This window comes from Mesorhizobium sp. LMG17149, from assembly GCF_024518695.1.
GTDB lineage: Bacteria > Pseudomonadota > Alphaproteobacteria > Rhizobiales > Rhizobiaceae > Mesorhizobium.
This window is the reverse complement of the sequence record NZ_JANIFL010000001.1, coordinates 575,439-597,132: the sequence shown is the minus strand read 5'-3', so window position 1 is coordinate 597,132 and position 21,694 is coordinate 575,439. Positions and strand designations below refer to the sequence as shown.

Sequence of the window (21,694 nt, the reverse complement as noted above, 5' to 3'; positions counted from 1 at the left end):
ACCATGCCCTCCGTAGCCCTCTTCGACCTTCTGCCTGATTTCGGGACGCGCGCGCAACGTGCCGGCCAGTCCCGGGCAGCAATCGATCCCGAACACAAGCCCGAGACGCTGGCGCCGCAGGCCGATATCGGCACGCTGATCGCCGAGGCGGTTGCCCAGGCGGAGGCAGCGCTGGAGGTTCGCCTGTCGGCTGCGCATGACGCCGCGCTCGAAGCCGAACGCCAGGCCAATGCCGAGGAAGCAAGGATATTTCTCGAAAGCCTCGGCGACGATGTCGGCAAGGCGGTCTCGTTGCGCATCGATGCGATGGAGGCGCGCGTCACCGGACTTGTCGCCGCCTCGGTCGCCCGCATGATCGGCGGCATCGTCAGCGACGATCTGCAGAAACGTTCGATCGATGCGTTGGCGGCCGCCGTTCGCGAAGCGGTTGGCGATGCCGAAGCGGTGCGCATCGTCGTGCGCGGCCCGCTCTCGATGTTCGAAACACTGAAGGCGTCGCTCGGACCCCGCGCCGCCAATCTCGATTTTGTCGAGGCGCCAGGCTTCGACCTGACCGTCGCCATCGACGAAGCAGTGTTCGAGACGCGCATGGCCGAATGGTCGACGGTCCTCTCGGAGGTCCTGGCATGAGCGTCGCAGACGCCGACCACGGCCGCCACGAGATCATCATCGTGCGGCGCAGCCATGACGACCATGACGAGGCCCACCATGGCGGCGTCTGGAAGATCGCCTTCGCCGACTTCATGACGGCCATGATGTGCTTCTTCCTGGTCATGTGGCTGATCAACGCCGCCAACGAGCAGACCAAGGCAGCCGTCGCCAGCTACTTCAACCCGGTCAAGCTGGTCGACCGCAATTCGAGCCGCAAGGGCCTGGAGGATCTCGGCGACGGACCGCGCGCCATGGGGCTGACGGCAGACGATCCGCAAGAGGCGACCAGCAAAGCCGGACAGAACGGCAATGCCGGCGCGGGCGCGTCGGACCGCAAGCAGGACAAGCAGGAGCCGCAGCAGGCGGAACGCTCCGACGACCATCTCTTCGCCGATCCCTACGCGGTGCTTTCGGAAATCGCCGCGGATACCGGCGTCATGCAGAATGTCAGCCAGAAAGGCGACGGCGGCGTGCAGGCTGCCGGCCCGGCTACCGGCGCCTCCGGTGGCGCCTCCTACCGCGATCCCTTCGAGCCGGATTTCTGGTCGCAGCAGGTAGCGGCGCCCGGCGCCGAAGCCAGCGCCGAGCGCACGAAGGTCGAGGGCGATCCGGCCAAGCCCGGCGACAAGACCGCCGAAACGAAAGTGCTCAAAGTCAAAGCCGTGCCGCCTGTCGCGGCCGCACCGCTTGAGCCGCTGGCCAAGGACGCGACCGGCAAGCAGGCCGCGAACCCTGCCACGGCAATGGCCGGCGAGACCAAACCGGACGGCACCACGGTCGCCGACGCAGCCAAGGCAGAGCCTGAGGCGCAAAAGGCCGCCAGGCCCGACATCGGCGAGAAGGCGCCAACCGCGGCTGCCGTCAAGGCAGCTGCCGACGTCAAGCGGCAGCTGGCCGATGCCTTCAAGCCCGGCGACAAGCTGCACGACGGCGTCTCGGTCGAAGCCACCGACAAGGGGATCGTCATCTCGATCACCGATCAGCTCGACTTCGGCATGTTCGAGGTCGGCTCGGCATTGCCGAGACGCGAACTGGTGCTGGCGATGGAGAAGATCGGCCGCATCATCAACAGCCAGAAGGGCACCATCAGCATCAACGGCCACACCGATGCCCGGCCGTTCCGCGGCGACAGCTACGACAATTGGCGGCTGTCGACGGCGCGCGCGCATTCCGCCTACTACATGCTCGTGCGCGGCGGCGTCGACGAACGCCGCATCACCGAGGTCGCCGGCTTCGCCGACCGCCAGCCGAAGGTAGCAGCCGATCCATTGGCGGCCGCGAACCGTCGCATCGAGATCCTGATGGCGACCGGCGGATGAAGCGAGCGGCCGTCACCCGCCGGTTGATTGGTTTGTTGCTGCTGGCCGGCGGACACCCGTCGGCCGGTTTCGCCCAGGACGCGCTGCAGCCGTATCAGTTGGTGCGCTCGCTGCAACTCATCCAGGACCGCATAGCCGCCGGCGATCATGCCGCCCTGCCGATGCAGGCCAAGCTGCTGGAGATGGCGGATGCGCGCCTGCGGGCGGCGAATGCCGAGGACTACAAAGATCCCAAGAACTTTCGAGCTCTGCTTGTCTACGGCATGAGCGGCGGCAACCCGGTGACCGTCGAAGCGGCCACGTCGCGCGCTACGACGGATCCGCAAAGCCTTGCCATCGCCAAAGGCGTGATTGATTACCTCAACGGCCGGCCCGGCGAGGCTATCGAAGCCTTGAGGCCGATCGATCCCATGGCGCTGCCTCCGGATCTCGGCGCCTTCCTCGCTTTGGTCAAAGGCTCACTGCTTGCCGGTGATCAGCCGGCGACCGCACTCCGTCTGCTCGACGAGGCAAGATTGCTCAGCCCCGGCACGCTGGTCGAGGAAGCGGCACTTCGCCGTTCGGTCGGCCTTGCAGTCGCGCAAGGCGACGCGGCACGCTTCGCCCTTGCTTCCACCCAATATGTCGAGCGCTACCTCTATTCGCCCTATGCCAGCCAGTTCGCCGACTCCTTCGTCTCCGGCGTCATCGCGCTGCACATGTCGATCAGCCAGGACAAGCTGGGCGACATCACCTCGATGATGGATCCCGAGCGCGAGAAGGTGATCTATCTGCGCATCGCCCGCCGGGCCGCGATAGACGGCCTGAACGACTTGTCGGCCTTCGCTTCGGCGCGGGCGGAACAGGGCCGCGACGGCAACACCAATCAGGACGATCCACGCGCCCTGCTCTATGCCAGCCTTTCCACCGTCACCTCGGGGACAATCGAGGACGTTCGTGCCAAGCTCGGCAAGATCGACCGCAGCCGGCTATCGGAGGGCGACCGCGCTTTGCTCGACGCCGCGCAGGCCATTGCCGGCGAGGTCGTCGCGCCGCCCACCGCCCTTCCGGCGGAAAAGCCTGCCCCAGTTCCTGCCGCCGCCGCGCAGCCGGTGCCCGAGATCGCCACGGCGCAAGGCGCCGATGACAGTGGTCTGCCACCGGTCGAAGGCGCCATCTCGGAGCAACCCGCCGTCACCGCGGCCTCCAGCGGACCAGCCGCCAATGCGCCGGACACGGCAGCAGCGGCATCCCCCGACCCTGCGACTGTCATGCCGGCGTCGGCACCGTCACCCGCAGCCGGTCCAGAGCCCGCCGATCCGACCGACGCCGCCATGACCAGAACACGTCGACAGCTCGACCTGATCGACCAGATGCTTGGAGCCGCCCCCAAATGACCACCAGCCTCGGCTCGGCCTTGCCAGGATTTGCCTCCACGCGCGCGACGTCGGAGCAGCCGGCCGCGAACGGCAGGAACGATGACGCCGGCTTCGGCAAGATGCTGCGCGACGATGCCGGTGCTGCCCGCCCGGAACGGCAGCCGTCGACAGAGGCGGGATCGCGCGACCAGCGCTGGAGCAAGCTCGCGGCCGGCCTTGCCGGGCATGACGCCAAGGCCGAACCAGCATCGGCCGAGCCCGCAAGGACCATCTCGGCCAAAGTGGCAAACGTGAAAACCGGCAAGGACGATTTGGAAGCAAACGCGAAGGCCGACGCTGAAGAGACGGCGCCGGACGCCGAGCCGCTTCAGGACGACCTGCCGCTGCTGATCGCGTTTCATGACCTGCGGCATTTCTCGACAACGGCCAAGGCAGCCGGGGGCAATACGACCACCGGCGAGAATCCGTCGGACCCGGCGCTCGATGGGCAGGCTTCACTGCCAAAGACCTACCGGCCAAAAGCCGCGGGCGGACGCGAAGCACTCGAAACCATGTCGAAGCCGGAGCAGGCGTCGATCGTCGACGGACCTTTGACGGCGCTTGACGGTCAGTCGCCGAGCGCTGCCTCCAGCGCGACAAAACGCGACGCCGCGGCGGCGGCCCAGAAGCTGCCGGACGCGCCGGCTGCCGATGTGCCCGGCGTGCGGTCGAAGCACGCCGCGAATGCGATGAAGAGCATCGAGGATGTCCAGTCCTCGATGCGTCCAGAAGCGGGAAAACAGTCGCTGTCCACTGCGCGCATCGACGTCGTCTCGGAACGGAGCTTCCCCGCACCGCCGCAGAGTCCCATCAGCCAGGCAGCCCTCAATGTGATCAACGCCATAGCCGCCGACGCCGGGCCGCAAAAGGCGCTTTCAGCCTCACCCACATCCACCCATCTGCCCAGCTCTGTTGCCGTTCCGACACATGTGTTGAAGATCGAACTCCACCCCGCCGAACTCGGCATGGTGACGGCCAATCTTCGCCTCTCCGGGGAACAACTTTCGATTGAGCTGAAGCCTGAAACACACGACGCTTATCGTCGGCTGTCGGCCGACAGCGAGGCCATCGTTAAGTCGCTGCGGGGGCTCGGCTTCGAGGTTGACAAGGTCACGATACTGCAACCTTCGGTAGCAGTTCCCGCTACAACCCGGACGGATGCAACCGCTCCTATGGCGGCGGCGACGGGCCGCGATCCAGCATCCTTTCAACCGGGGAATTCGGGCAGCGGCAATGGTGGAGCCGGCGGCCAGCAACCGGGCCAGCAATCCTCAGGGAAACGCAACGATGACGCGCAGGACTACGGCCGCGGCACTTCGCCTGCTCGCGAGCGCGCTGGCGGCGATATCTTTATCTAGCGCGGCAAACGCCGCCGCAGCCGCGGCCAATCCCTGCGAGCCGGAGATCCTGCGCGCCGCCGATCGTTATGGCGTACCCGCCGGCATCCTCTATGCCGTTGGCCTGACGGAGACCGGAAACAAGGGCAGCCTTCAACCCAATGCCTTGAATATAGAAGGAAAAGCAGTCTTTCCGAGGAGCCGGACCGAGGCCCTTGCCGCCTTCGCCAATGCCCGGCGCGAGGGCAAGACCCTGATCGATCTGGGCTGCATGCAGATCAACCACCACTACCATGCATCGCATTTTCGCAGCGTCGAGGACATGCTCGACCCACGCCAGAACGTCGACTATGCGGCGCGCTTCCTGGCCAGCCTTCATGCCCGTCACGAGACCTGGTCTATGGCCGTGGCCCGCTATCATGCCGGTCCCGACAACGACCCGGCGCAGAAGATCTATGTCTGCCGCGTCATTGCCAACATGGTCGCCACCGGCTTTGGAAAATGGACCTCGAACGCCCGCGGCTTTTGCAACCCGTAAGCGCATTTCCCGTTACTAATAGACAAACCGTACAACCCGAATTGTTGGTTTGACTTGGTCAGAACTTGCCGCCGAAAGCACATCTGGCCGCCCGCTAATGCAACCGAAACGATTCCAGACTCCCAAGAAACTAGCTACAAGAAATGACGGTTGTTCAGGATTCCCGCCAGCGGATACGCCTCTCTTCACGGGGCAAATGATTTGATTCGGAAGGCGGGGCCGATGATTGTGATCGTTGACGAGCGCGAGCTCGTAACAGAGGGATACAATTCACTTTTCGATCGTGAGGGCATCGCCTGTGCAGGCTTTGCATCCGGCGAATTCGGTGAGTGGGTGAATTCGGCCGCCGACACCGATCTGCGCTCGGTCCGGGCCTTCCTCATCGGCGACTGCCGCGAGGGTTCCATCTCTCCGCGCCAGATCCGCGACCGCACCGGCGCCCCGGTGATTGCGCTCAGCGAACAGCATTCGCTGGAGAACACGCTCCGGTTGTTCGAGAGCGGCGTCGACGACGTCATTCGCAAGCCCGTCCATATCCGCGAGATCCTGGCCCGCATCACCGCCATCCGCCGCCGCGCCCAGGAAGACGTCGCCTACACCGAGATCGGCGCCATGCGCATCTTCATGGATGGCCGCGACCCCGAGATCGACGGTCAGCCCCTCCCCCTGCCGCGCCGTGAACGCCGCATCCTCGAATATCTGGCGAGCAATCGCGGGCGCCGTGTCACCAAGACCCAGGTTTTCAACGCCATCTACGGCATCTTCGACGAAGAGGTCGAGGAGAACGTGGTGGAAAGCCACATCAGCAAACTGCGCAAGAAGCTGCGCGAGAAGCTGGGCACCGACCCGATCGATTCCAAGCGTTTCCTCGGCTACCGGCTCGTCTTCTGATGCAGCGCCGCGCCAGCCTCGCGCAAGAAAACATGCGTAGCCTCGTAGCCAGCAGCATGGACACAGCGGAGACGTTTCGATGAGCCTCTACGGAATGATGCGGACCGGCGTTTCCGGCATGAACGCCCAGGCAAACCGCCTATCGACGGTCGCCGACAACATCGCCAATTCCGACACCACCGGCTACAAGCGCTCCTCCGCCGAATTCTCGACGCTGGTCATGCCGTCGACCGGCGGTGCTTACAATTCCGGCGGCGTCACCACGACGATCCGCCAGGCGGTCAGCGATCCGGGTGTGCTTCAGTACACGACCTCGGTTTCCGACCTTGCCGTCAGCGGCGATGGCTTCTTTGTCGTCCAGGATCCGAGCGGCACCCCCTACCTGACCCGGGCCGGCGCTTTCGTTCCCGACGGTCAAGGCAGACTTGTCAACTCGGCCGGCTTCCAGCTGATGGCGTACAGCTACGACAACGGCGTACCGGCAGCGACGGTCAATGGCTTCGAGGGGTTGGTCCCGGTTGTCATCTCCGACCAGGGAATGACCGCAACACCGAGCACCGAGGGCAGCTATGCCGGCAACCTGCCGGCCGGCGCGACACCGATCGCCGCCGGCAATCTGCCCACCACCAATGCTGTCGGCGCGCAGTACACCTCGAAATCCTCCATGGTTGCCTACGACAATCTCGGCAACAAGAAGCTGCTCGACGTTTATTTCACCAACACCGGCGCCGGCACCTGGCAGGTCTCGGTCTTCGATCAGTCGCAGGCCACGGCCGGGACAGCATTCCCCTATACCGGTGGCGCGCTGGGCTCGGCCAACCTGACGTTCGACGCCACCACCGGCAAGCTCACCGGCGCCGTCGACAGCGTCTCGCTCACCGTGCCCAACGGCGCCGCCTTTTCGCTCGATCTGTCTGCGCTGACCCAGCTTGGCGCCGGCTTCACGGTTTCCGATGCCCAGGTCAACGGCAACGCGCCGAGCACCATCGACAAGGTCCAGATCAGCAAGGACGGCACCATCTACGCACAGTACAAGGACGGTTCGACCAAGCCGCTCTACAAGATTCCGCTGGCCGACGTGCAGAGCCCGGACCAGCTCACCGCGCTGCCCGGCAACGTCTATTCGCAGGGCACCGAGTCCGGCGCGGTTCGTGTCGGCTTTGCCAATGAAGGCAAACTCGGCTCCATCATCTCCGGCGCGCTCGAGAATTCCAACGTCGACATCGCCGAAGAACTGACCAACATGATCGCGGCGCAGCGCAGCTACACCGCCAATTCGAAAGTCTTCCAGACCGGTTCCGATCTGATGGACGTCCTTGTCAACCTGAAGAGATAAGACGGGCGTCGCCCGCGAAAGACCCGCATGTCACTGTCTACCGCATTGAGTATCGCCCAGTCGGCGCTTATGAACACCGCGCGACAGACAAGCGTTGTCTCGCGCAACGTCGCCGACGCCTCCAACCCGGACTATTCGCGGCGCCAGGCCGTCGTCACCAGCACGGCGCCGGGCGCGCGTTCGGTCGATATCCAGCGCGCAGCCAACGAGCTTTTGTTTCGCCAGAATCTCGGCGCGCTATCGGCCTGGAGCGGGCAGAACGCGCTCTACAGCGGCATGGATCAGCTGGGCGTCGCGGTCAATGGCGTCGACAATGCGTCCTCGCCCTCGACCGCGATCGCCAACCTGCAGCAGGCGCTGCAGCTCTACGCCACCTCGCCGTCGAACCAGAACCTCGGCGCCTCGGTCATCGACGCCGCCAAACAGGTCGTGCGCTCGCTCAACGAGGGCTCCAAGGCAGTCCAGGATTTCCGCACCCAGACCGACGGCCAGATCGCCACCGCCGTCGACGACCTGAACTCGCTGCTCAGCCAGTTCCAGGATGCCAACACGGCGGTCATGTCCGGAACCCGTTCCGGCACCGACGTTTCCGATGCGCTCGACCAGCGCGACGCGCTTTTGAAGAAGATTTCGAACTATGTCCCGGTGTCGACCTTCACGCGAGGCGACAATGACATGGTCATCACCACCGGCGACGGCACGACTTTGTTCGAGACGATACCGCGCACGGTCACCTTCGCGGCGTCGGCAGGCTATACCGCGGGTGCCGCCGGCAATGCCGTTTACATCGACAACGTGCCGATCTCGGCGGGAGCCGGTGGCAACACCAGCGCCAGCGGCACGCTTGCCGGCCTGCTGCAATTGCGCGACGGCGTCGCCTCGACCATGCAGAGCCAGCTCGACGAGACCGCGCGTGGCCTGATCACCGCTTTTGCCGAGACCGCACCCTCGATGGCCAATGCCGCCGGCCTGTTCACCTGGTCGGGAGCGCCGGCCGTGCCGGCCGCCGGCACGCTGGTCACCGGCCTTGCCGCGTCCATCAGCGTCAATGCAGCGATGGACCCGAGCACCGGCGGCAACCCGACGCTGCTGCGCGACGGCGGCGCCAATGGTGCGGCCTATGTCGCCAACACGGGCGGCGGCGCGTCCTATTCCACCCTTCTGGTCGCCTATGGCGACCGGCTCGACCAGCCGATGACTTTCGACCCCGCCGCCGGCGTTTCGGCAACCTCCAGCGTATCCGACTACGCCGCCAGTTCGATCGGCTGGTTCGAGGGCGTGCGCCAGCAGGCTTCGACCGCCTCCGATGCCAAGGAAGCACTGGCATCGCGCAGCGCCGAAGCGCTGTCCAACGCGACCGGGGTCAATGTCGACCAGGAAATGTCGTTGCTGCTCGACCTCGAACACACCTACCAGGCATCGGCCCGGATGATGAAAACCGTCGACGACATGCTGACGGCCTTGCTCAACGCGGTGGGATAATTCCATGACTTCAGTCTCCTCGGCCGCAATCTCCAATGCCATGCGCTCCCAGCAGATGCGCATGCAGGCCGAACTCGTCAAAGCCACGAAGGAAGCGTCGACCGGCAGGGTCGCCGATGTCGGGCTGGCTCTCGGAGGGCGGACCGCCCAGTCCGTCACCTTCTCGCGCGATCTCGACCGGCTCAACGTCATTATCGATTCCAACGGCCTGGTCGGCGCGAGGCTTTCCTCGACACAGACCTCGCTTGGCCAGCTCTCCGGCGCCGCTCAGACCTTCCTGTCCGCCCTGACCACCGCTTCCTCAAGCGACTCGTCCAACAGCCTCACCCGGGACTCCGGCAAGGCGACCATCCAGCAGCTGACCTCGATCCTCAACACCAGCGTCAATGGTGAATATCTGTTTGCCGGCACCAACACCGACGTCAAGCCGATCAACGATTTCACGGCTGCCGGCTCTCCCGCCAAGGCTGCATTCGATACCGCTTTCCTCACCAATTTCGGTTTCACCCAGGACGACCCGGCAGCGGCCAACATCACGGCCGCCCAGATGGACGATTTCATCACCAACGATGTCGCGCCGCTGTTCACGGGCGCGGGTTGGCAGGGCGACTGGTCGAACGCCACCGACCAGCAGATCGTCAGCCGCATCGCACTCAACGAAACCACACCGACTTCGACCAGCGCCAACAGCGATGGCATTCAGAAACTCGCCATGGCCGCAGCCATGGTCAGCAGCCTGATGTCCAGCAACATCAGCCAGGCGGCGAAGAATACGGTTGTCAGCCGCTCCACCACACTGGTTGGCGAAGCGCTGAGCGGCATTGGCCAGCTTCAATCCGAGACCGGCATCGTCCAGAAGCGGGTTTCCGATGCCAACGATCGGATGAAAACGCAGGTCGACCTTTTCGAACGGCACATTCTCGATCTGGAAGCCGTCGATCCGGCGGCAGCCGCGACACGGGTCGCGGACCTGACACAGCACATCGAAACGTCTTTCGCGTTGACCGCACGCCTGCAGCAGCTCAGCCTGTTGAATTACCTGACCTGACAACGCTTAACGGAACGGTAGAGCCCCAACGATGTACCAATTCTCCTACGCCGACATCCAGAGCAACTCCGTTGCCGACGCGAAGGACCGCGAGCGGGAGCTTCTGACCCGCTCGATCGACATGCTGGCGGCGGCAGCAGCGGCCGGCCACGATTCGATGGAGGCGATCGAGGCGCTTCACTTCACCAACCGCGTCTGGACCGCCTTCGTCGAGGATCTTGGCTCCAGCGACAACGCCCTGCCCAAGGAACTGCGCGCCAACCTCATTTCCATCGGCCTGTGGCTGCTGCGCGAGGCGGAGGACATCCGTCAGGGCCGCACCAACAATTTCGAAGGGTTGATCGAGGTGTCCCAGATCATCAGGGACGGCATTCAATGACCAACACGCTGAAGATATCGCTGAAGCCGAACGAAAAGATCTACATCAACGGCGCCGTCATCCGGGTCGACCGCAAGGTCACCGTCGAATTGATGAACGACGTCCAGTTCCTGCTCGAAAGCCACGTGATCCAGGCCGACGATGCCTCCACGCCGCTCAAGCAGCTTTATTTCATCCTGCAGGTCATGCTGATGAATCCGGCCGGCGCCGCAGCCGCGCGTGACATGTTCCGCCGTTCGCTGCCGCTGCTTCTGGCAAGCTTCGAGGACACCCAGATCTGCAGCGCGCTGAAACAGATCGACCGCATGGTCGGCGAGGATCATATCTACGAGGCGCTGAAGGCGATCCGCGCGCTTTATCCGCTCGAACGCCGCGCGCTGGGTGGTAATGACGATGTTTTGGGTGCCGAGCGCCCGCTGGCCGTGGGAGCACGATACTGATGAACGTGGACATGACGACGACGATTCCGACCGGCGCCAATCAGGCCACGGCCTCGACCTCGAAGACAGCGGTCGACTACCAGTCCTTCCTGAAGCTTCTGATCGCCGAGATGAAGAACCAGGATCCGACCAAGCCGATGGATTCGACGCAATATGTCGCCCAGCTCGCCACCTTCTCTCAGGTCGAGCAGTCGGTGCAGACCAACACCAAGCTCAATCAGATCATGCAGTCCTCGGCGCTGTCGCAGGCCGACGCACTGATCGGGCGCTCGATCACCTCCGCCGACGGCCTGACCACGGGCACCGTGGCTTCGGTGCGCCTCGCCAGCAACGGTCTCATCGCCGTGCTGCAGAACGGCACCGAAGTCGCGGTCGGTCCGGGAGTCTCGGTCAAGGCAGCAAGCTGACGCTTTCGGCAGAGAGCCAGTCCCATGAATGAGGCCGACGCTCTCGACATCGTCCAGTACGCGGTGTGGACGGTGCTCGTCGCGTCCGCTCCGGTGGTGCTGGTCGCCATGGCGGTCGGCATCGGCATCGCCCTCATCCAGGCGCTGACGCAGGTACAGGAGATCACCTTGACCTTCGTGCCGAAGATCGTCGCGATCATGCTGGTGGTGGCGTTGACCGGCCCCTTCATCGGCAGCCAGATATCGGCCTTCACCAACGTCATCTTCGAGCGCATCCAGAACGGCTTCTGAGCCTGTTCCAGGATGGTGTGCCGCGGCATGCCGTTCGCAATTGTCTGAGGACAGACGCCGCCGATCCCCGCGGCACCTCCGGACCCACGGCGGACAAGGCCTGGACCGCCTCTATCCCATTGTTGGACCATGCGCTTTTTTGCCCTTTGCGGCGCCATGCCCTACTTTCGGCAAACGGTCTGCGCAAACGGATTGTCTGACGAGCAGGCACGACATGGCAGGAACCCCAAATGATTGACGAAAAGCCGGACAGCGAGAGCGTCTCGGCGCTGGCGCCCTTCCGGCACGGCATTTTCCGCGCCGTGTGGGGCGCAAGCCTCGTCTCGAATTTCGGTGGCCTGATCCAGGGTGTCGGCGCCGCCTGGATGATGACCACGATCGCCACCTCGCCCTATCAGGTGGCCCTGGTCCAGGCTTCGACCACCTTGCCGATCATGCTGTTTGCACTCGTCGCCGGCGCCATCGCCGACAGTTTCGACCGGCGCAAGGTGATGCTGGTCGCCCAGACCTTCATGCTGGTGGTGTCGGTGCTTCTGACCCTGTTCACCTATTCAGGCCTGATCACGCCATGGACGCTGCTTGCCTTCACCTTCCTGATTGACAGCGGCACCGCGCTCAACAGCCCGTCATGGCAAGCCTCCGTCGGCGATATCGTTCCCCGCAACAAGGTGCCGGCAGCCGTCGCCCTCAATTCGATGGGCTTTAACCTGACGCGCAGCGTCGGTCCGGCAATCGGCGGCATCATCGTCGCCGCGGCCGGTGCCGCGGCCGCCTTCGCGGCGAACGCGGTGAGCTATATCGGCCTGATCGTCGTGCTGGCGCGCTGGAAGCCGGACGTGCCGGTATCGACCTTGCCGCGCGAGTCGCTGGGGGCTGCCATGGGCGCCGGCCTGCGCTATGTCGCCATGTCGCCCAACATCGGCAAGGTGCTGGTCAGGGGTGCTGCGTTCGGCTTCAGTGCAGGCGCTGTGCTTGCGTTGCTGCCTCTGGTGGCGCGCGATGTCGTCAAGGGCGATGCGCTCACCTATGGCATCATGCTCGGCGCCTTCGGCATCGGCGCGGTCGGCGGCGCCTTGATCAGCGTCAGGCTGCGGCAGTTGCTGTCCAGCGAGACGATGGTGCGCTGTGCTTTTGCCGGCTTCGCTGTCTGCGCATTCAATGCCGCCGTCAGCCAGCATGCCTGGCAGACGTCGCTCGGCCTGCTTGTCGGCGGCGCCTGCTGGGTGATCGCGCTTTCGCATTTCAACGTCACGGTGCAGATGGCGACGCCGCGCTGGGTGGTCGGCCGGGTGCTGTCGGTCTACCAGACCGCGACTTTCGGCGGCATCGCGCTCGGCAGCTGGATCTGGGGTGTCGTCGCCGATGCGCACGGCGCCGAAACCGCGCTGATCGCAGCCAGCGTCGCCATGCTGGCCGGCGGCGCCATCGGTCTTTTGCTCCCGCTGCCGCAACAGCAGGTGCTCAACCTCGACCCGCTCAATCGCTTCAAGGAACCGCACCTTGCGCTTGACCTGAAGCCGCGCAGTGGTCCCATCGCCATCATGATCGAGTATGTGATCCGGCACGAGGACGAACCGGAGTTCCTCGCCATCATGGCCGAACGCGGCCGCATCCGCCGTCGTGACGGCGCCCGCAACTGGACGCTGGCGCGCGATCTCGAGAATCCCACCGTATGGATCGAGCATTATCACACGCCGACCTGGATCGAATATATCAGGCACAATGGACGCATCACCCATGCCGACGCCGTCATCGGCGAACGCGTGCGGGCCCTGCACAGCGGCGACGAACCGCCCCGCGTGCGGCGCATGATCGAACGCCCGACCACCGCCGGCACAGCGCTTGTGATGGCCAAGGGACCGATCGAGCATTAGGGCTCCGCAACCACTGTCGCAGGCCCCCGCTTGGCCGTCCCGTCAGCCCTCGCCTGACAGATCCCGGCGCGCCTTGTCGAGTTCCTCGGCATAGCGCCGCATCAGATGGCCTTCGGTCAAAAGCCCCAAGACGATGTGGTCGGTGAAATCCTCGACGACAGCGAGTTCTTCGGCGCCGGCGCGCTGGAATGTTTCCGCGGCGGCCTGCACGTTCATGCTCGGCACCAGCACCGCGTCCTTGTATTTGGCAAGATCGCGCACCGGCACCTCGCCATCGGAAGGATCGCTGTGCAGTTCGGCCACGATCAGCACGCCGACATAGTGGTCGCCCGCGTCGACCGCGATGACCCGCTGGGCAGAGCCGATTGGCACTTGCTTGCGGAAGGCTGCCAGCGTCGTCGAGGCATAGATGGTCTTGATGTCCTTGCGCATCATCGAGCCGACTGTGAGGCTGCGCATCCAGCCGACATCGTGGGCGCTGCGGATGGTCTCGCCGCGCAGATGGAAGCGCCATGTCGAGAACGAGTAGCCGAAGGTTTCGCGCACCAGGATGGCCGACATGATCGAGGCGGCCAGCACGACGCCGGTCAGCGTCAGGTCGCGGGTCGATTCCAGCGCCAGGAAGGTCATCGTCAGCGGACCGCCGACGACACCGACGGCGAGCGACGTCATGCCGACGACGGCGGCGACGGCAGGGTCGATGCCGGTTGCCGGCGAGACGACAATCATCACATCCGCGAACGCCTTGCCGAGCAGCGCGCCGAGGAACAGCGAGGCGAAGAACAATCCGCCGCGAAAACCCGACCCCAGCGAGACCGCTGACGCCGCCAGCTTGAGCACGAAGACGCTCGCCACCACGGCCAGCCCGTAATTCATCGAGAATTCGCGATGCAGCGCGCCATGGCCGCTGGACAGGACCTGCGGCGTGATCAGCCCCAACAAGCCAACGATGACTCCGCCGATGACGGGGCGCAGCGCCGCATCGATCGACAGCCTGGCGAAACCGCGCTCGATCAGTGTCACCAGATGCATGATGGCGATCGAGGCGGCACCGCCGAGCAGGCCGAGCAGCAGGAACGGCACATACTGGCTGGCGGTGAGCGCCGGCAGACCCGAAAGCTCGAGCGGAAACGGCACGCCGCCGAACATCTCGGCCGTCAGCGAGGCGCAGATCGCGGCTGTCAAGACTGGCGCGACATTGGCAACCGAGTAGATGCCGATGACCAGTTCGAAGCCGTAGAAGGCGCCGGTCAGCGGTGCATCGAAGGCGGCGGCGATGGCGCCGGCCGCACCACAGCCGACCAGGATGCGGACATCGTTGCGGCGCAGCCTGAAGATGCCCGCCAGCCGCGATGCCAGCCCGGAGCCAACCTGCGTATAGCCGGCTTCCAGCCCGACCGAGGCGCCAAAACCGCTGGAGATCATCGTCTGGCCGGCGATGATGAAGGTGTCAGTCAGCGACATGCGCCCGCCATAGAGCGCATTGGCTTCGATCGGGTCGATCGGCGTGCGGAATTTCCGTATCCTGAGCCAGACCACCGTCAGCCCCAGCAGCATGCCGCCGATCGCCGGTATCAGCGCCTGCATCGGATTGGCGAGCGAGAACATGCCGGAAAGCCGGCCGCCTGGCTGAACGCCGAACAGCAGCCCGTGCAGGTCCTGCACGATCTGGCTCATCGCCGTGACCAATATGCCAGCCATCACGCCTACGACACCGGCGAGGATGACCACCACGATGCCGCGTGCCTCGAGCAGAGGCAACGACCTGACCAGCACCGCGCACAACCGGCGGGCGTAGACTTCGCTGTGGTTTCTGGAAAGCACCCGGGCGGCTCGCCGATATCGAAAGGCAGTGGAAAGCCAGCCTGATACGCCCGGCGGCACGGCATGGCAACCACAATGCCGACAGACACCACATTGGCGACAGCGGGCGCGATATCGATCGGCTGACGGACCGTTCAGGTCGGCATGGGCTCGCCGGCTTCATAGAGCACGAGGTTGCGCTCGCCTATGCCTAGCGCCGGCCAGCTCGCACGCCAGTCCGCAATGTGCGGCGAGGCGAAATGCGCCTCGAGCGCCGTCCTGTCGCTCCAGACTTCCATGACCCGGATGAGCCCGGCATCGAAAACATCCTGCGCATAGGAATATTGGATGCAGCCGGACTCGGCACGGCTGCCGGAAACCATGCGTTCCATAGCGGGCTTGGCTTCCTCCAATTTGTTTGGCGGCAGGCGGATGGTGCCGATGATCAGAAGCATGCGGTTTTCCCCTTCTTTACAAGGCCGACCGGCACGGCGGCCTGCGCATGATCGTTGGAACTAGCCAGTCTCCCACCCTCGCGCAAGCTTGGCGGGCTACCCTCACAGGGCTGTCGCGCGCTCGGCAGTCTATGGGGTTTGAGGACGATATGGCGATCAGCGAAAGCATTCAGCCCGGCGCGGTGGCCAAGAACGGCCGCGACGTCTTCTTCGCCATCGGCATCGTCATCATCCTGGCCGTGCTGTTCCTGCCGATTCCGGCCTTTCTCATCGACATCGGCCTCGCCTTCTCGATCGCGCTTTCGGTGCTGATCCTGATGGTGGCGCTGTGGATCCAGCGGCCGCTCGATTTCTCGTCGTTCCCGACCGTGCTGCTCATCGCCACCATGCTGCGGCTGTCGCTCAACATCGCCACCACGCGCATGATCCTGTCGCATGGCAATGAGGGCACGCATGCCGCCGGCTATGTCATCGCCGGCTTCTCCAAGCTGGTGATGGCCAGCGACTTCGTCATCGGCCTAATCGTCTTCATGATCCTGATCGTGGTGAACTTCATCGTCATCACCAAGGGCGCCACCCGTATCGCCGAAGTCGGCGCGCGCTTCACCCTCGACGCCATCCCAGGCAAGCAGATGTCGATCGACGCCGACCTCTCCGCCGGCATGATCGACGACAAGACCGCGCAGCTGCGCCGCCGCGAGCTGGAAGAAGAATCTTCTTTCTTCGGCTCGATGGACGGCGCCTCGAAGTTCGTGCGCGGTGACGCCATCGCCGGCCTCATCATCACCGCCATCAACATCGTCGGCGGCATTGCCATCGGCTACATCAGGCACGGTATGGGCATGGGCGAAGCCGCCGACGTGTTCATCAAGCTGTCGGTCGGCGACGGCCTCGTCACCCAGATCCCGGCACTGATCGTGTCGCTCGCCGCCGGCCTGCTCGTCTCCAAGGGCGGCACCCGCGGCTCGACCAACCAGGCGGTGTTCGGCCAGCTCGGTGCCCACCCGCGCGCCCTCTATGTCGCGGCATCGCTGCTGGTCCTGCTCGGCCTGATGCCCGGCCTGCCGCTGTTCCCGTTCTTTGCGCTCGCCGCCGGCATGGCCGGTCTCGGCTACGTCATCCCGATGCGCGCCAACCGCGCCGTCGCCGAAGCCGAGGCGATCAAGGATCAGGAAAAGGCGACCAAGGTCGAAGAGGAGAAGAACTCGGTCAAGGCTTCGCTCGCCACCGCCGAGATCGAACTTTTGATCGGCAAGCAGCTGTCGACAAGGCTGCTGACGTCGCATCAGGAACTGGTTTTCCGCATGGGCAAGATGCGCAAGAAATTCGCCACCCAGTACGGCTTCGTCGTGCCGGAAGTGCGCGTCGCCGACGATTTCGCCATCCCGCCGAAGAGCTACCAGATCAAGGTGCACGGCACCGTGGTGGCCGAGTACCAGATGCGCGTCGGCGAGATCATGGTGCTGCTCGGCAACCGCGACATACCCGAGATACCGGGCGAGGAAATCCGCGAGCCGGCCTTCGGCATGCGCGCCTATTCCGTGGTCGAAGCCTTCGCCGAGGATCTGAAGCGCGAGAACTACACCTTCGCCGACAACATGTCGGTGCTGCTCACCCATCTCTCCGAGGTCATCCGCAACAACCTGCCGCAGCTTCTGTCCTACAAGGACATGAAGGCGCTGCTCGAACGCCAGGACCAGGAATACCGCAAGCTCGCCGACGAGATCTGCACCACGCACATCTCCTATCCCGGCCTGCAGGCGGTGTTGAAGCTGCTGCTGGCCGAGCGCGTCTCGATCCGCAATCTGCACCTGATCATCGAGGCGATCGCCGAGATCGCGCCGCATGTGCGCCGCACCGAGCAGATTGTCGAGCATGTCCGCATCCGCATGGCCCAGCAGATATGCGGCGACCTGTCCGAGGGCGGCGTGCTGAAAGTGCTGCGCCTCGGCAACCGCTGGGATCTCGCCTTCCACCAGAGCCTCAAGCGCGACGCCAAGGGTGAGGTGCGCGAATTCGACATCGACCCGCGCCAGCTCGAGGAGTTCGGCCAGGACGCCACCAAGGCGATCAAGAAGTATCTGGAAGCCGGCGAGCGTTTCGTCCTCGTCACCGCGCCCGACGCCCGCCCCTATGTGCGCATGATCATCGAGCGCCTGTTCACCACACTTCCGGTGCTCAGCCATGTCGAAATCGCCAAGGGCGTCGAGATCAAGGTGCTCGGAACCATATCGTGAGCGTGCTGTCGCAAGGCGTCGTCATCGCGGCGTTCCTCGCCTTCTGCCGCATCGGCGCCTGTTTCATGCTGATGCCGGGCCTCTCCAGCGCCCGCGTCCCGGTCCAGGTCAGGTTGTTCGTGGCGGTCGCCGCCACCGGCGGCCTGCTCGCCTTTCTGTGGGACAAGATCTTTCCTTTCGTCGACCCGCGCCCGCAGATCCTTGTGCCGATGATCATCTCGGAACTTCTGGTCGGCGGCCTGATCGGCGCCATGACCAGGCTCTACATGGAAGCCCTGCGCTTCATGGGCTCGGCCATCGCCATGCTGGTCGGTTATGGCGGGACCGGCGGACCGGCGATCGAGGAGCCCGAACCCCAGGCAGCCCTTGCCGCAATCATCTCGTTCTCGGCGCTGTTGATGCTGTTCGTCTTCGATTTCGACCACGAGATAATACGCGCGCTGGTTTCCTCCTACACGGTCGCGCCGGTCAACGTCTTCTTCAACCCGCAGGCCGCCCTCGTCGATGTCACCGACACGGTGTCGGACACGTTCTTCCTGGTCATCCGCCTCGGCAGCCCGTTCGTCGCCTATGCTATTCTCGTCAATCTGACGATCGGCTTCGTCAACAAGCTGACGCCGCAGATCCCGATCTATTTCATCTCCCAGCCCTTCATCATCGCCGGCGGCATGATCATCTTCTATTTCGCCGTCGGCACCATGCTGTCGCTGTTCGTCGACGGCTTCGTCGATCTGACATTGGCGAGATAGAAATGAGCACGCGCAAGGACCGCCTCAAGAAGCTGGTCAAGGTTCAGGAACAGCTGAAGGCGCTGCACGAAACCCGCCACGCCACCTTCCTTGCGGCGGCCAGTGCCGCCGAGGCCGAGGCCAAGGAACTGGTCGGCCATTTCGACCAGGCCGATACGCTCTCCGCCCTGTTTCCCGATCTCTACCATCGCCGCATTGCCCAGGCGGTCGTGCGCCAGGAAGCGAACCTGGCGAGCGCCAGGCAGGAAGCCAGCCTCATCGCCGCGGCGACCGCCCGCACCAATATGGTCGAGCGCGCCTACAAGGACGTACGCAACCGCGACGAACGCGAACGCTCCGACCGCGAGCGGCTGGACCTGATCACGCAGAAGCGGACGCAGGAGTAGCTGGGAGGATTGTGTGGCGCGAAGCGGACCCTCCAAGGTTCGGCTTTCCCGTAAACGCTTTACAGCCCGGTTTGGTAGCGCTACCGTTTCGGCCTAGCGTGAGCCTGGGAGGAGCCAGGGCTGTCGCTAGCGGAAGCGTTGTTCCTTCGACGACGTCGCGGGAATTTGTTGGGAGGATCGATGGCGTCTGTCGCAATTGGCGAAGTCTATAAATCATTCGGCGCTGTCGAGATCCTGCACGGGGTCAGCGTGAACATCGAGGACGGCGAGTTCGTCACTCTGGTCGGACCGTCGGGCTGCGGAAAATCAACCCTTCTCAGAATGATCGCCGGCCTGGAAAAGATTTCACGCGGCCAGATCGCGATCGGCGAACGTGTCGTCAACAACGTTGCGCCCAAGGAGCGCGACGTCGCCATGGTCTTCCAGAACTATGCGCTCTACCCACACATGACCGTCGCCGAGAACATGGCGTTCTCGCTGATGCTCAAAGGAGTTTCCAAGCCGGAGAGCGATGCCGGCGTGCGCCGCGCAGCCGAAATCCTTGGGCTGGTACCGTTGCTGGCGCGCTATCCTCGGCAGCTTTCCGGCGGCCAGCGCCAGCGCGTCGCAATGGGCCGCGCGATCGTGCGTGATCCGGCGGTCTTTCTCTTCGACGAACCGCTGTCCAATCTCGACGCCAAACTCAGGGTGCAGATGCGCGCCGAGATCAAGGAACTGCACCAGCGCCTGAAGACCACGACAGTCTACGTCACTCACGATCAGATCGAAGCCATGACCATGGCTGACAAGATCGTGGTCATGCATGACGGCATCGTCGAGCAGATAGGGCCGCCGCTGGAACTCTATGACCGGCCGAACAATCTTTTTGTCGCCAGCTTTATCGGCTCGCCGGCCATGAATTTGCTGAGGGGCGAGATCGCTACCGACGGCTCACCCTCGTTCCGCGGCGCCGGGGGGATTTCGGTCCCGTTGGCCTCGGCACTTTCCATCCGCAACGGCGAGCCTGTGGTGCTGGGAATAAGGCCCGAGCATTTGCGGCTGTCCGACGACCAGGGCATTCCGGTCACCGTCGCGGTGGTTGAACCAACCGGGTCCGAAGTGCAGCTCATCGGCCGGACAGCCGGCGGCGAAGAGATCGTCGCGAATTTCCGGGAACGACATTCCTTTACGCCGGGCGAAACCATCCGGCTTACGGCCGAGCCCAGCCTTATCCATCTCTTTCACGCAGAAACCGGACAGAGATTCCAGACACGTATCGATCAGTAGGACCACAGGCAAGGACAACAACAGGAGGAAACGAGCATGAAGTTCACCAGACGCGACGTGATCCGCACCACCGCCGGCGCGGCGGCGGGTGCCTTGGGAAGTCGGTTCATCAGCTCTCCGGCCCTTGCCCAGGACGGACTGAAATACAAACCCGAGGATGGCGCCAAGCTTAGACTGCTGCGCTGGTCGCCCTTCGTCCAGGGCGATGAGGACCAATGGCTGGCCAACACCAAACGCTTCACCGAGGCGACAGGTGTCGAGGTTCGCGTCGACAAGGAAAGCTGGGAGGACATTCGTCCCAAGGCGGCGGTCGCAGCAAATGTCGGGTCCGGCCCCGACCTGATGTTCGTCTGGTTCGATGACCCGCACCAATATCCCGACAAGCTGCACGACGTGAGCGAACTGGGCGAGTATCTCGGCTCGAAATATGGCGGCTGGCACGAGGGACCTAAGCAATATGCGACACGCGACGGGAAGTTCGTCGGCCTGCCCCTGGCCACGATCGGCAATGCCATCGTCTATCGGGAAAGCTGGGTGAAAGAGGCCGGCTTTTCGGAGTTTCCCAAGGACACGAAAGGCTTCCTGGAACTTTGCAAGGCCTTGCAAGCGAAGGGACATCCGGCCGGCTTCACGCATGGTCATGGCGTCGGCGACGGCAACAACTATGCTCATTGGCTGCTGTGGAGCCATGGCGGCCAGATGGTCGACGAGAGTGGCAAGGTAACGATCAACAGCCCCGAGACCCTCAAGGCGATCGAATATGCGCAGGAGCTTTACAAGACCTTCATTCCAGGCACCGAAAGCTGGCTCGACGTCAACAACAACCGCGCCTTCCTGGCCGGCGAACTGGGCGTGATCGCCAATGGAATTTCTGCCTACAACACGGCCAAGATCAACAAGGACAAAGATCCAAAGCTGGCTGAAATCGCCAAGGACATACGCACGACCAACCTGCCCATCGGTCCTGTCGGCAAATCCGTCGAATTGTTCCAGGTGACCACGGCTGTCATCTTCAATTACACGCCCTACCCCAACGCGGCCAAGGCGTATTTGCAGTTCATGTTCGAGGAACCGCAAATGAAGGACTGGATCACCTCCTCGGCCGGATATTGCTGCCAGACACTGAAGGCATTCGACAACAACCCCGTGTGGACTGCCGATCCCAACAACGCCGCTTACGCCAAGGCTTCGGCTACTCTGCGGCCTAACGGCTATGCCGGGCCGCTCGGCTATGCCTCGGCGGCAACCATGGCCGACTACGTGCTGGTCGACATGTTCGCCAAAGCGGTGACCGGCCAGGCCACGCCGCAAGAGGCAATGGAAGAGGCCGAGAAGCGGGCAAATCGCTATTATCGCGTTTGAGCCGGCTCAGCCGGGCAGCGCCGCTGCCCGGCTGGCCTCGGATTGC

21 protein-coding genes are annotated in these 21,694 nt (G+C 64.0%); 19 read left to right on the top strand and 2 right to left on the bottom strand.

The features are described from left to right. Positions 1–3 precede the first annotated feature (3 nt). The 14 genes from NP945_RS02830 to NP945_RS02765 all read left to right on the top strand — a co-directional run bounded on the left by NP945_RS02830 (position 4) and on the right by NP945_RS02765 (position 13,390). Positions 4–630, top strand: a complete 627-nt coding sequence (locus NP945_RS02830; protein ID WP_256745512.1) for a hypothetical protein — start codon at positions 4–6, stop codon at positions 628–630. Beyond that, positions 627–1,970, top strand: a complete 1,344-nt coding sequence (locus tag NP945_RS02825; RefSeq protein ID WP_256745511.1) for a MotB family protein — start codon at positions 627–629, stop codon at positions 1,968–1,970. Before NP945_RS02830 ends, NP945_RS02825 begins: the two co-directional genes overlap by 4 nt. Beyond that, positions 1,967–3,346 (top strand): chemotaxis protein MotC, encoded by a 1,380-nt coding sequence (locus NP945_RS02820; protein WP_127273553.1) that lies wholly within the window; start codon positions 1,967–1,969, stop codon positions 3,344–3,346. Before NP945_RS02825 ends, NP945_RS02820 begins: the two co-directional genes overlap by 4 nt. Before the next feature lie 101 nt (positions 3,347–3,447). Further along, positions 3,448–4,725 carry a flagellar hook-length control protein FliK gene (locus NP945_RS02815; RefSeq protein WP_256745510.1) on the top strand — a complete coding sequence of 426 codons (1,278 nt, stop codon included), beginning with the start codon at positions 3,448–3,450 and terminating at the stop codon, positions 4,723–4,725. Further along, complete coding sequence (locus NP945_RS02810; protein ID WP_256745509.1) at positions 4,655–5,242, top strand: transglycosylase SLT domain-containing protein; 588 nt, start codon at positions 4,655–4,657, stop codon at positions 5,240–5,242. The genes NP945_RS02815 and NP945_RS02810 overlap by 71 nt, the downstream gene beginning before the upstream one ends. 222 nt (positions 5,243–5,464) lie before the next feature. Continuing rightward, positions 5,465–6,133 carry a response regulator transcription factor gene (locus NP945_RS02805; RefSeq protein WP_013529780.1) on the top strand — a complete coding sequence of 223 codons (669 nt, stop codon included), beginning with the start codon at positions 5,465–5,467 and terminating at the stop codon, positions 6,131–6,133. 79 nt (positions 6,134–6,212) lie between these two features. Further along, positions 6,213–7,469, top strand: coding sequence for a flagellar hook protein FlgE (locus NP945_RS02800; protein ID WP_256745508.1), 1,257 nt, complete (start codon positions 6,213–6,215; stop codon positions 7,467–7,469). A 27-nt stretch (positions 7,470–7,496) separates the two neighbouring features. After that, a complete protein-coding gene (gene flgK / locus NP945_RS02795) occupies positions 7,497–8,951 on the top strand; it encodes a flagellar hook-associated protein FlgK (protein WP_127271695.1) in 1,455 nt (484 codons plus the stop codon). Between the two features lie 4 nt (positions 8,952–8,955). Beyond that, positions 8,956–9,999 carry a flagellar hook-associated family protein gene (locus NP945_RS02790; RefSeq protein ID WP_127269451.1) on the top strand — a complete coding sequence of 348 codons (1,044 nt, stop codon included), beginning with the start codon at positions 8,956–8,958 and terminating at the stop codon, positions 9,997–9,999. A gap of 31 nt (positions 10,000–10,030) precedes the next feature. Next, positions 10,031–10,378 carry a flagellar biosynthesis regulator FlaF gene (flaF, locus tag NP945_RS02785; RefSeq protein WP_023810018.1) on the top strand — a complete coding sequence of 116 codons (348 nt, stop codon included), beginning with the start codon at positions 10,031–10,033 and terminating at the stop codon, positions 10,376–10,378. Then, positions 10,375–10,818, top strand: a complete 444-nt coding sequence (gene flbT, locus NP945_RS02780) for a flagellar biosynthesis repressor FlbT (RefSeq protein WP_027038236.1) — start codon at positions 10,375–10,377, stop codon at positions 10,816–10,818. Before flaF ends, flbT begins: the two co-directional genes overlap by 4 nt. After that, positions 10,818–11,225 carry a flagellar hook assembly protein FlgD gene (gene flgD, locus NP945_RS02775; RefSeq protein WP_013529774.1) on the top strand — a complete coding sequence of 136 codons (408 nt, stop codon included), beginning with the start codon at positions 10,818–10,820 and terminating at the stop codon, positions 11,223–11,225. The genes flbT and flgD overlap by 1 nt, the downstream gene beginning before the upstream one ends. A gap of 24 nt (positions 11,226–11,249) precedes the next feature. Beyond that, positions 11,250–11,516 carry a flagellar biosynthesis protein FliQ gene (fliQ, locus tag NP945_RS02770; protein WP_023810020.1) on the top strand — a complete coding sequence of 89 codons (267 nt, stop codon included), beginning with the start codon at positions 11,250–11,252 and terminating at the stop codon, positions 11,514–11,516. A gap of 230 nt (positions 11,517–11,746) precedes the next feature. After that, positions 11,747–13,390, top strand: a complete 1,644-nt coding sequence (locus tag NP945_RS02765) for an MFS transporter (protein WP_127276143.1) — start codon at positions 11,747–11,749, stop codon at positions 13,388–13,390. A gap of 42 nt (positions 13,391–13,432) precedes the next feature. On the opposite strand, the gene NP945_RS02760 is transcribed toward NP945_RS02765, so the two are convergent. Next, positions 13,433–15,214: a chloride channel protein gene (locus NP945_RS02760; RefSeq protein WP_256745507.1), complete on the bottom strand. Its 1,782-nt coding sequence runs from the start codon at positions 15,212–15,214 to the stop codon at positions 13,433–13,435. 134 nt (positions 15,215–15,348) lie between these two features. Next, a complete protein-coding gene (locus NP945_RS02755; RefSeq protein ID WP_256745506.1) occupies positions 15,349–15,648 on the bottom strand; it encodes a putative quinol monooxygenase in 300 nt (99 codons plus the stop codon). Between the two features lie 149 nt (positions 15,649–15,797). Here NP945_RS02755 and flhA point away from each other — a divergent pair, with 149 nt between their 5' ends. The 5 genes from flhA (at position 15,798) to NP945_RS02730 (ending at position 21,648) form a co-directional block, all read left to right on the top strand. Further along, positions 15,798–17,885 carry a flagellar biosynthesis protein FlhA gene (gene flhA / locus NP945_RS02750; RefSeq protein WP_127326668.1) on the top strand — a complete coding sequence of 696 codons (2,088 nt, stop codon included), beginning with the start codon at positions 15,798–15,800 and terminating at the stop codon, positions 17,883–17,885. Then, positions 17,882–18,634 carry a flagellar biosynthetic protein FliR gene (fliR, locus tag NP945_RS02745; protein WP_023810025.1) on the top strand — a complete coding sequence of 251 codons (753 nt, stop codon included), beginning with the start codon at positions 17,882–17,884 and terminating at the stop codon, positions 18,632–18,634. The genes flhA and fliR overlap by 4 nt, the downstream gene beginning before the upstream one ends. Positions 18,635–18,636: 2 nt before the next feature. Continuing rightward, complete coding sequence (locus NP945_RS02740) at positions 18,637–19,020, top strand: hypothetical protein (protein ID WP_256745505.1); 384 nt, start codon at positions 18,637–18,639, stop codon at positions 19,018–19,020. Between the two features lie 180 nt (positions 19,021–19,200). Further along, a complete protein-coding gene (locus NP945_RS02735; protein ID WP_127271287.1) occupies positions 19,201–20,286 on the top strand; it encodes an ABC transporter ATP-binding protein in 1,086 nt (361 codons plus the stop codon). A 36-nt stretch (positions 20,287–20,322) separates the two neighbouring features. Further along, on the top strand, positions 20,323–21,648 hold the full coding sequence (locus tag NP945_RS02730; RefSeq protein WP_027038230.1) for an ABC transporter substrate-binding protein: 1,326 nt from the start codon (positions 20,323–20,325) through the stop codon (positions 21,646–21,648). Positions 21,649–21,694: the final 46 nt, after the last annotated feature.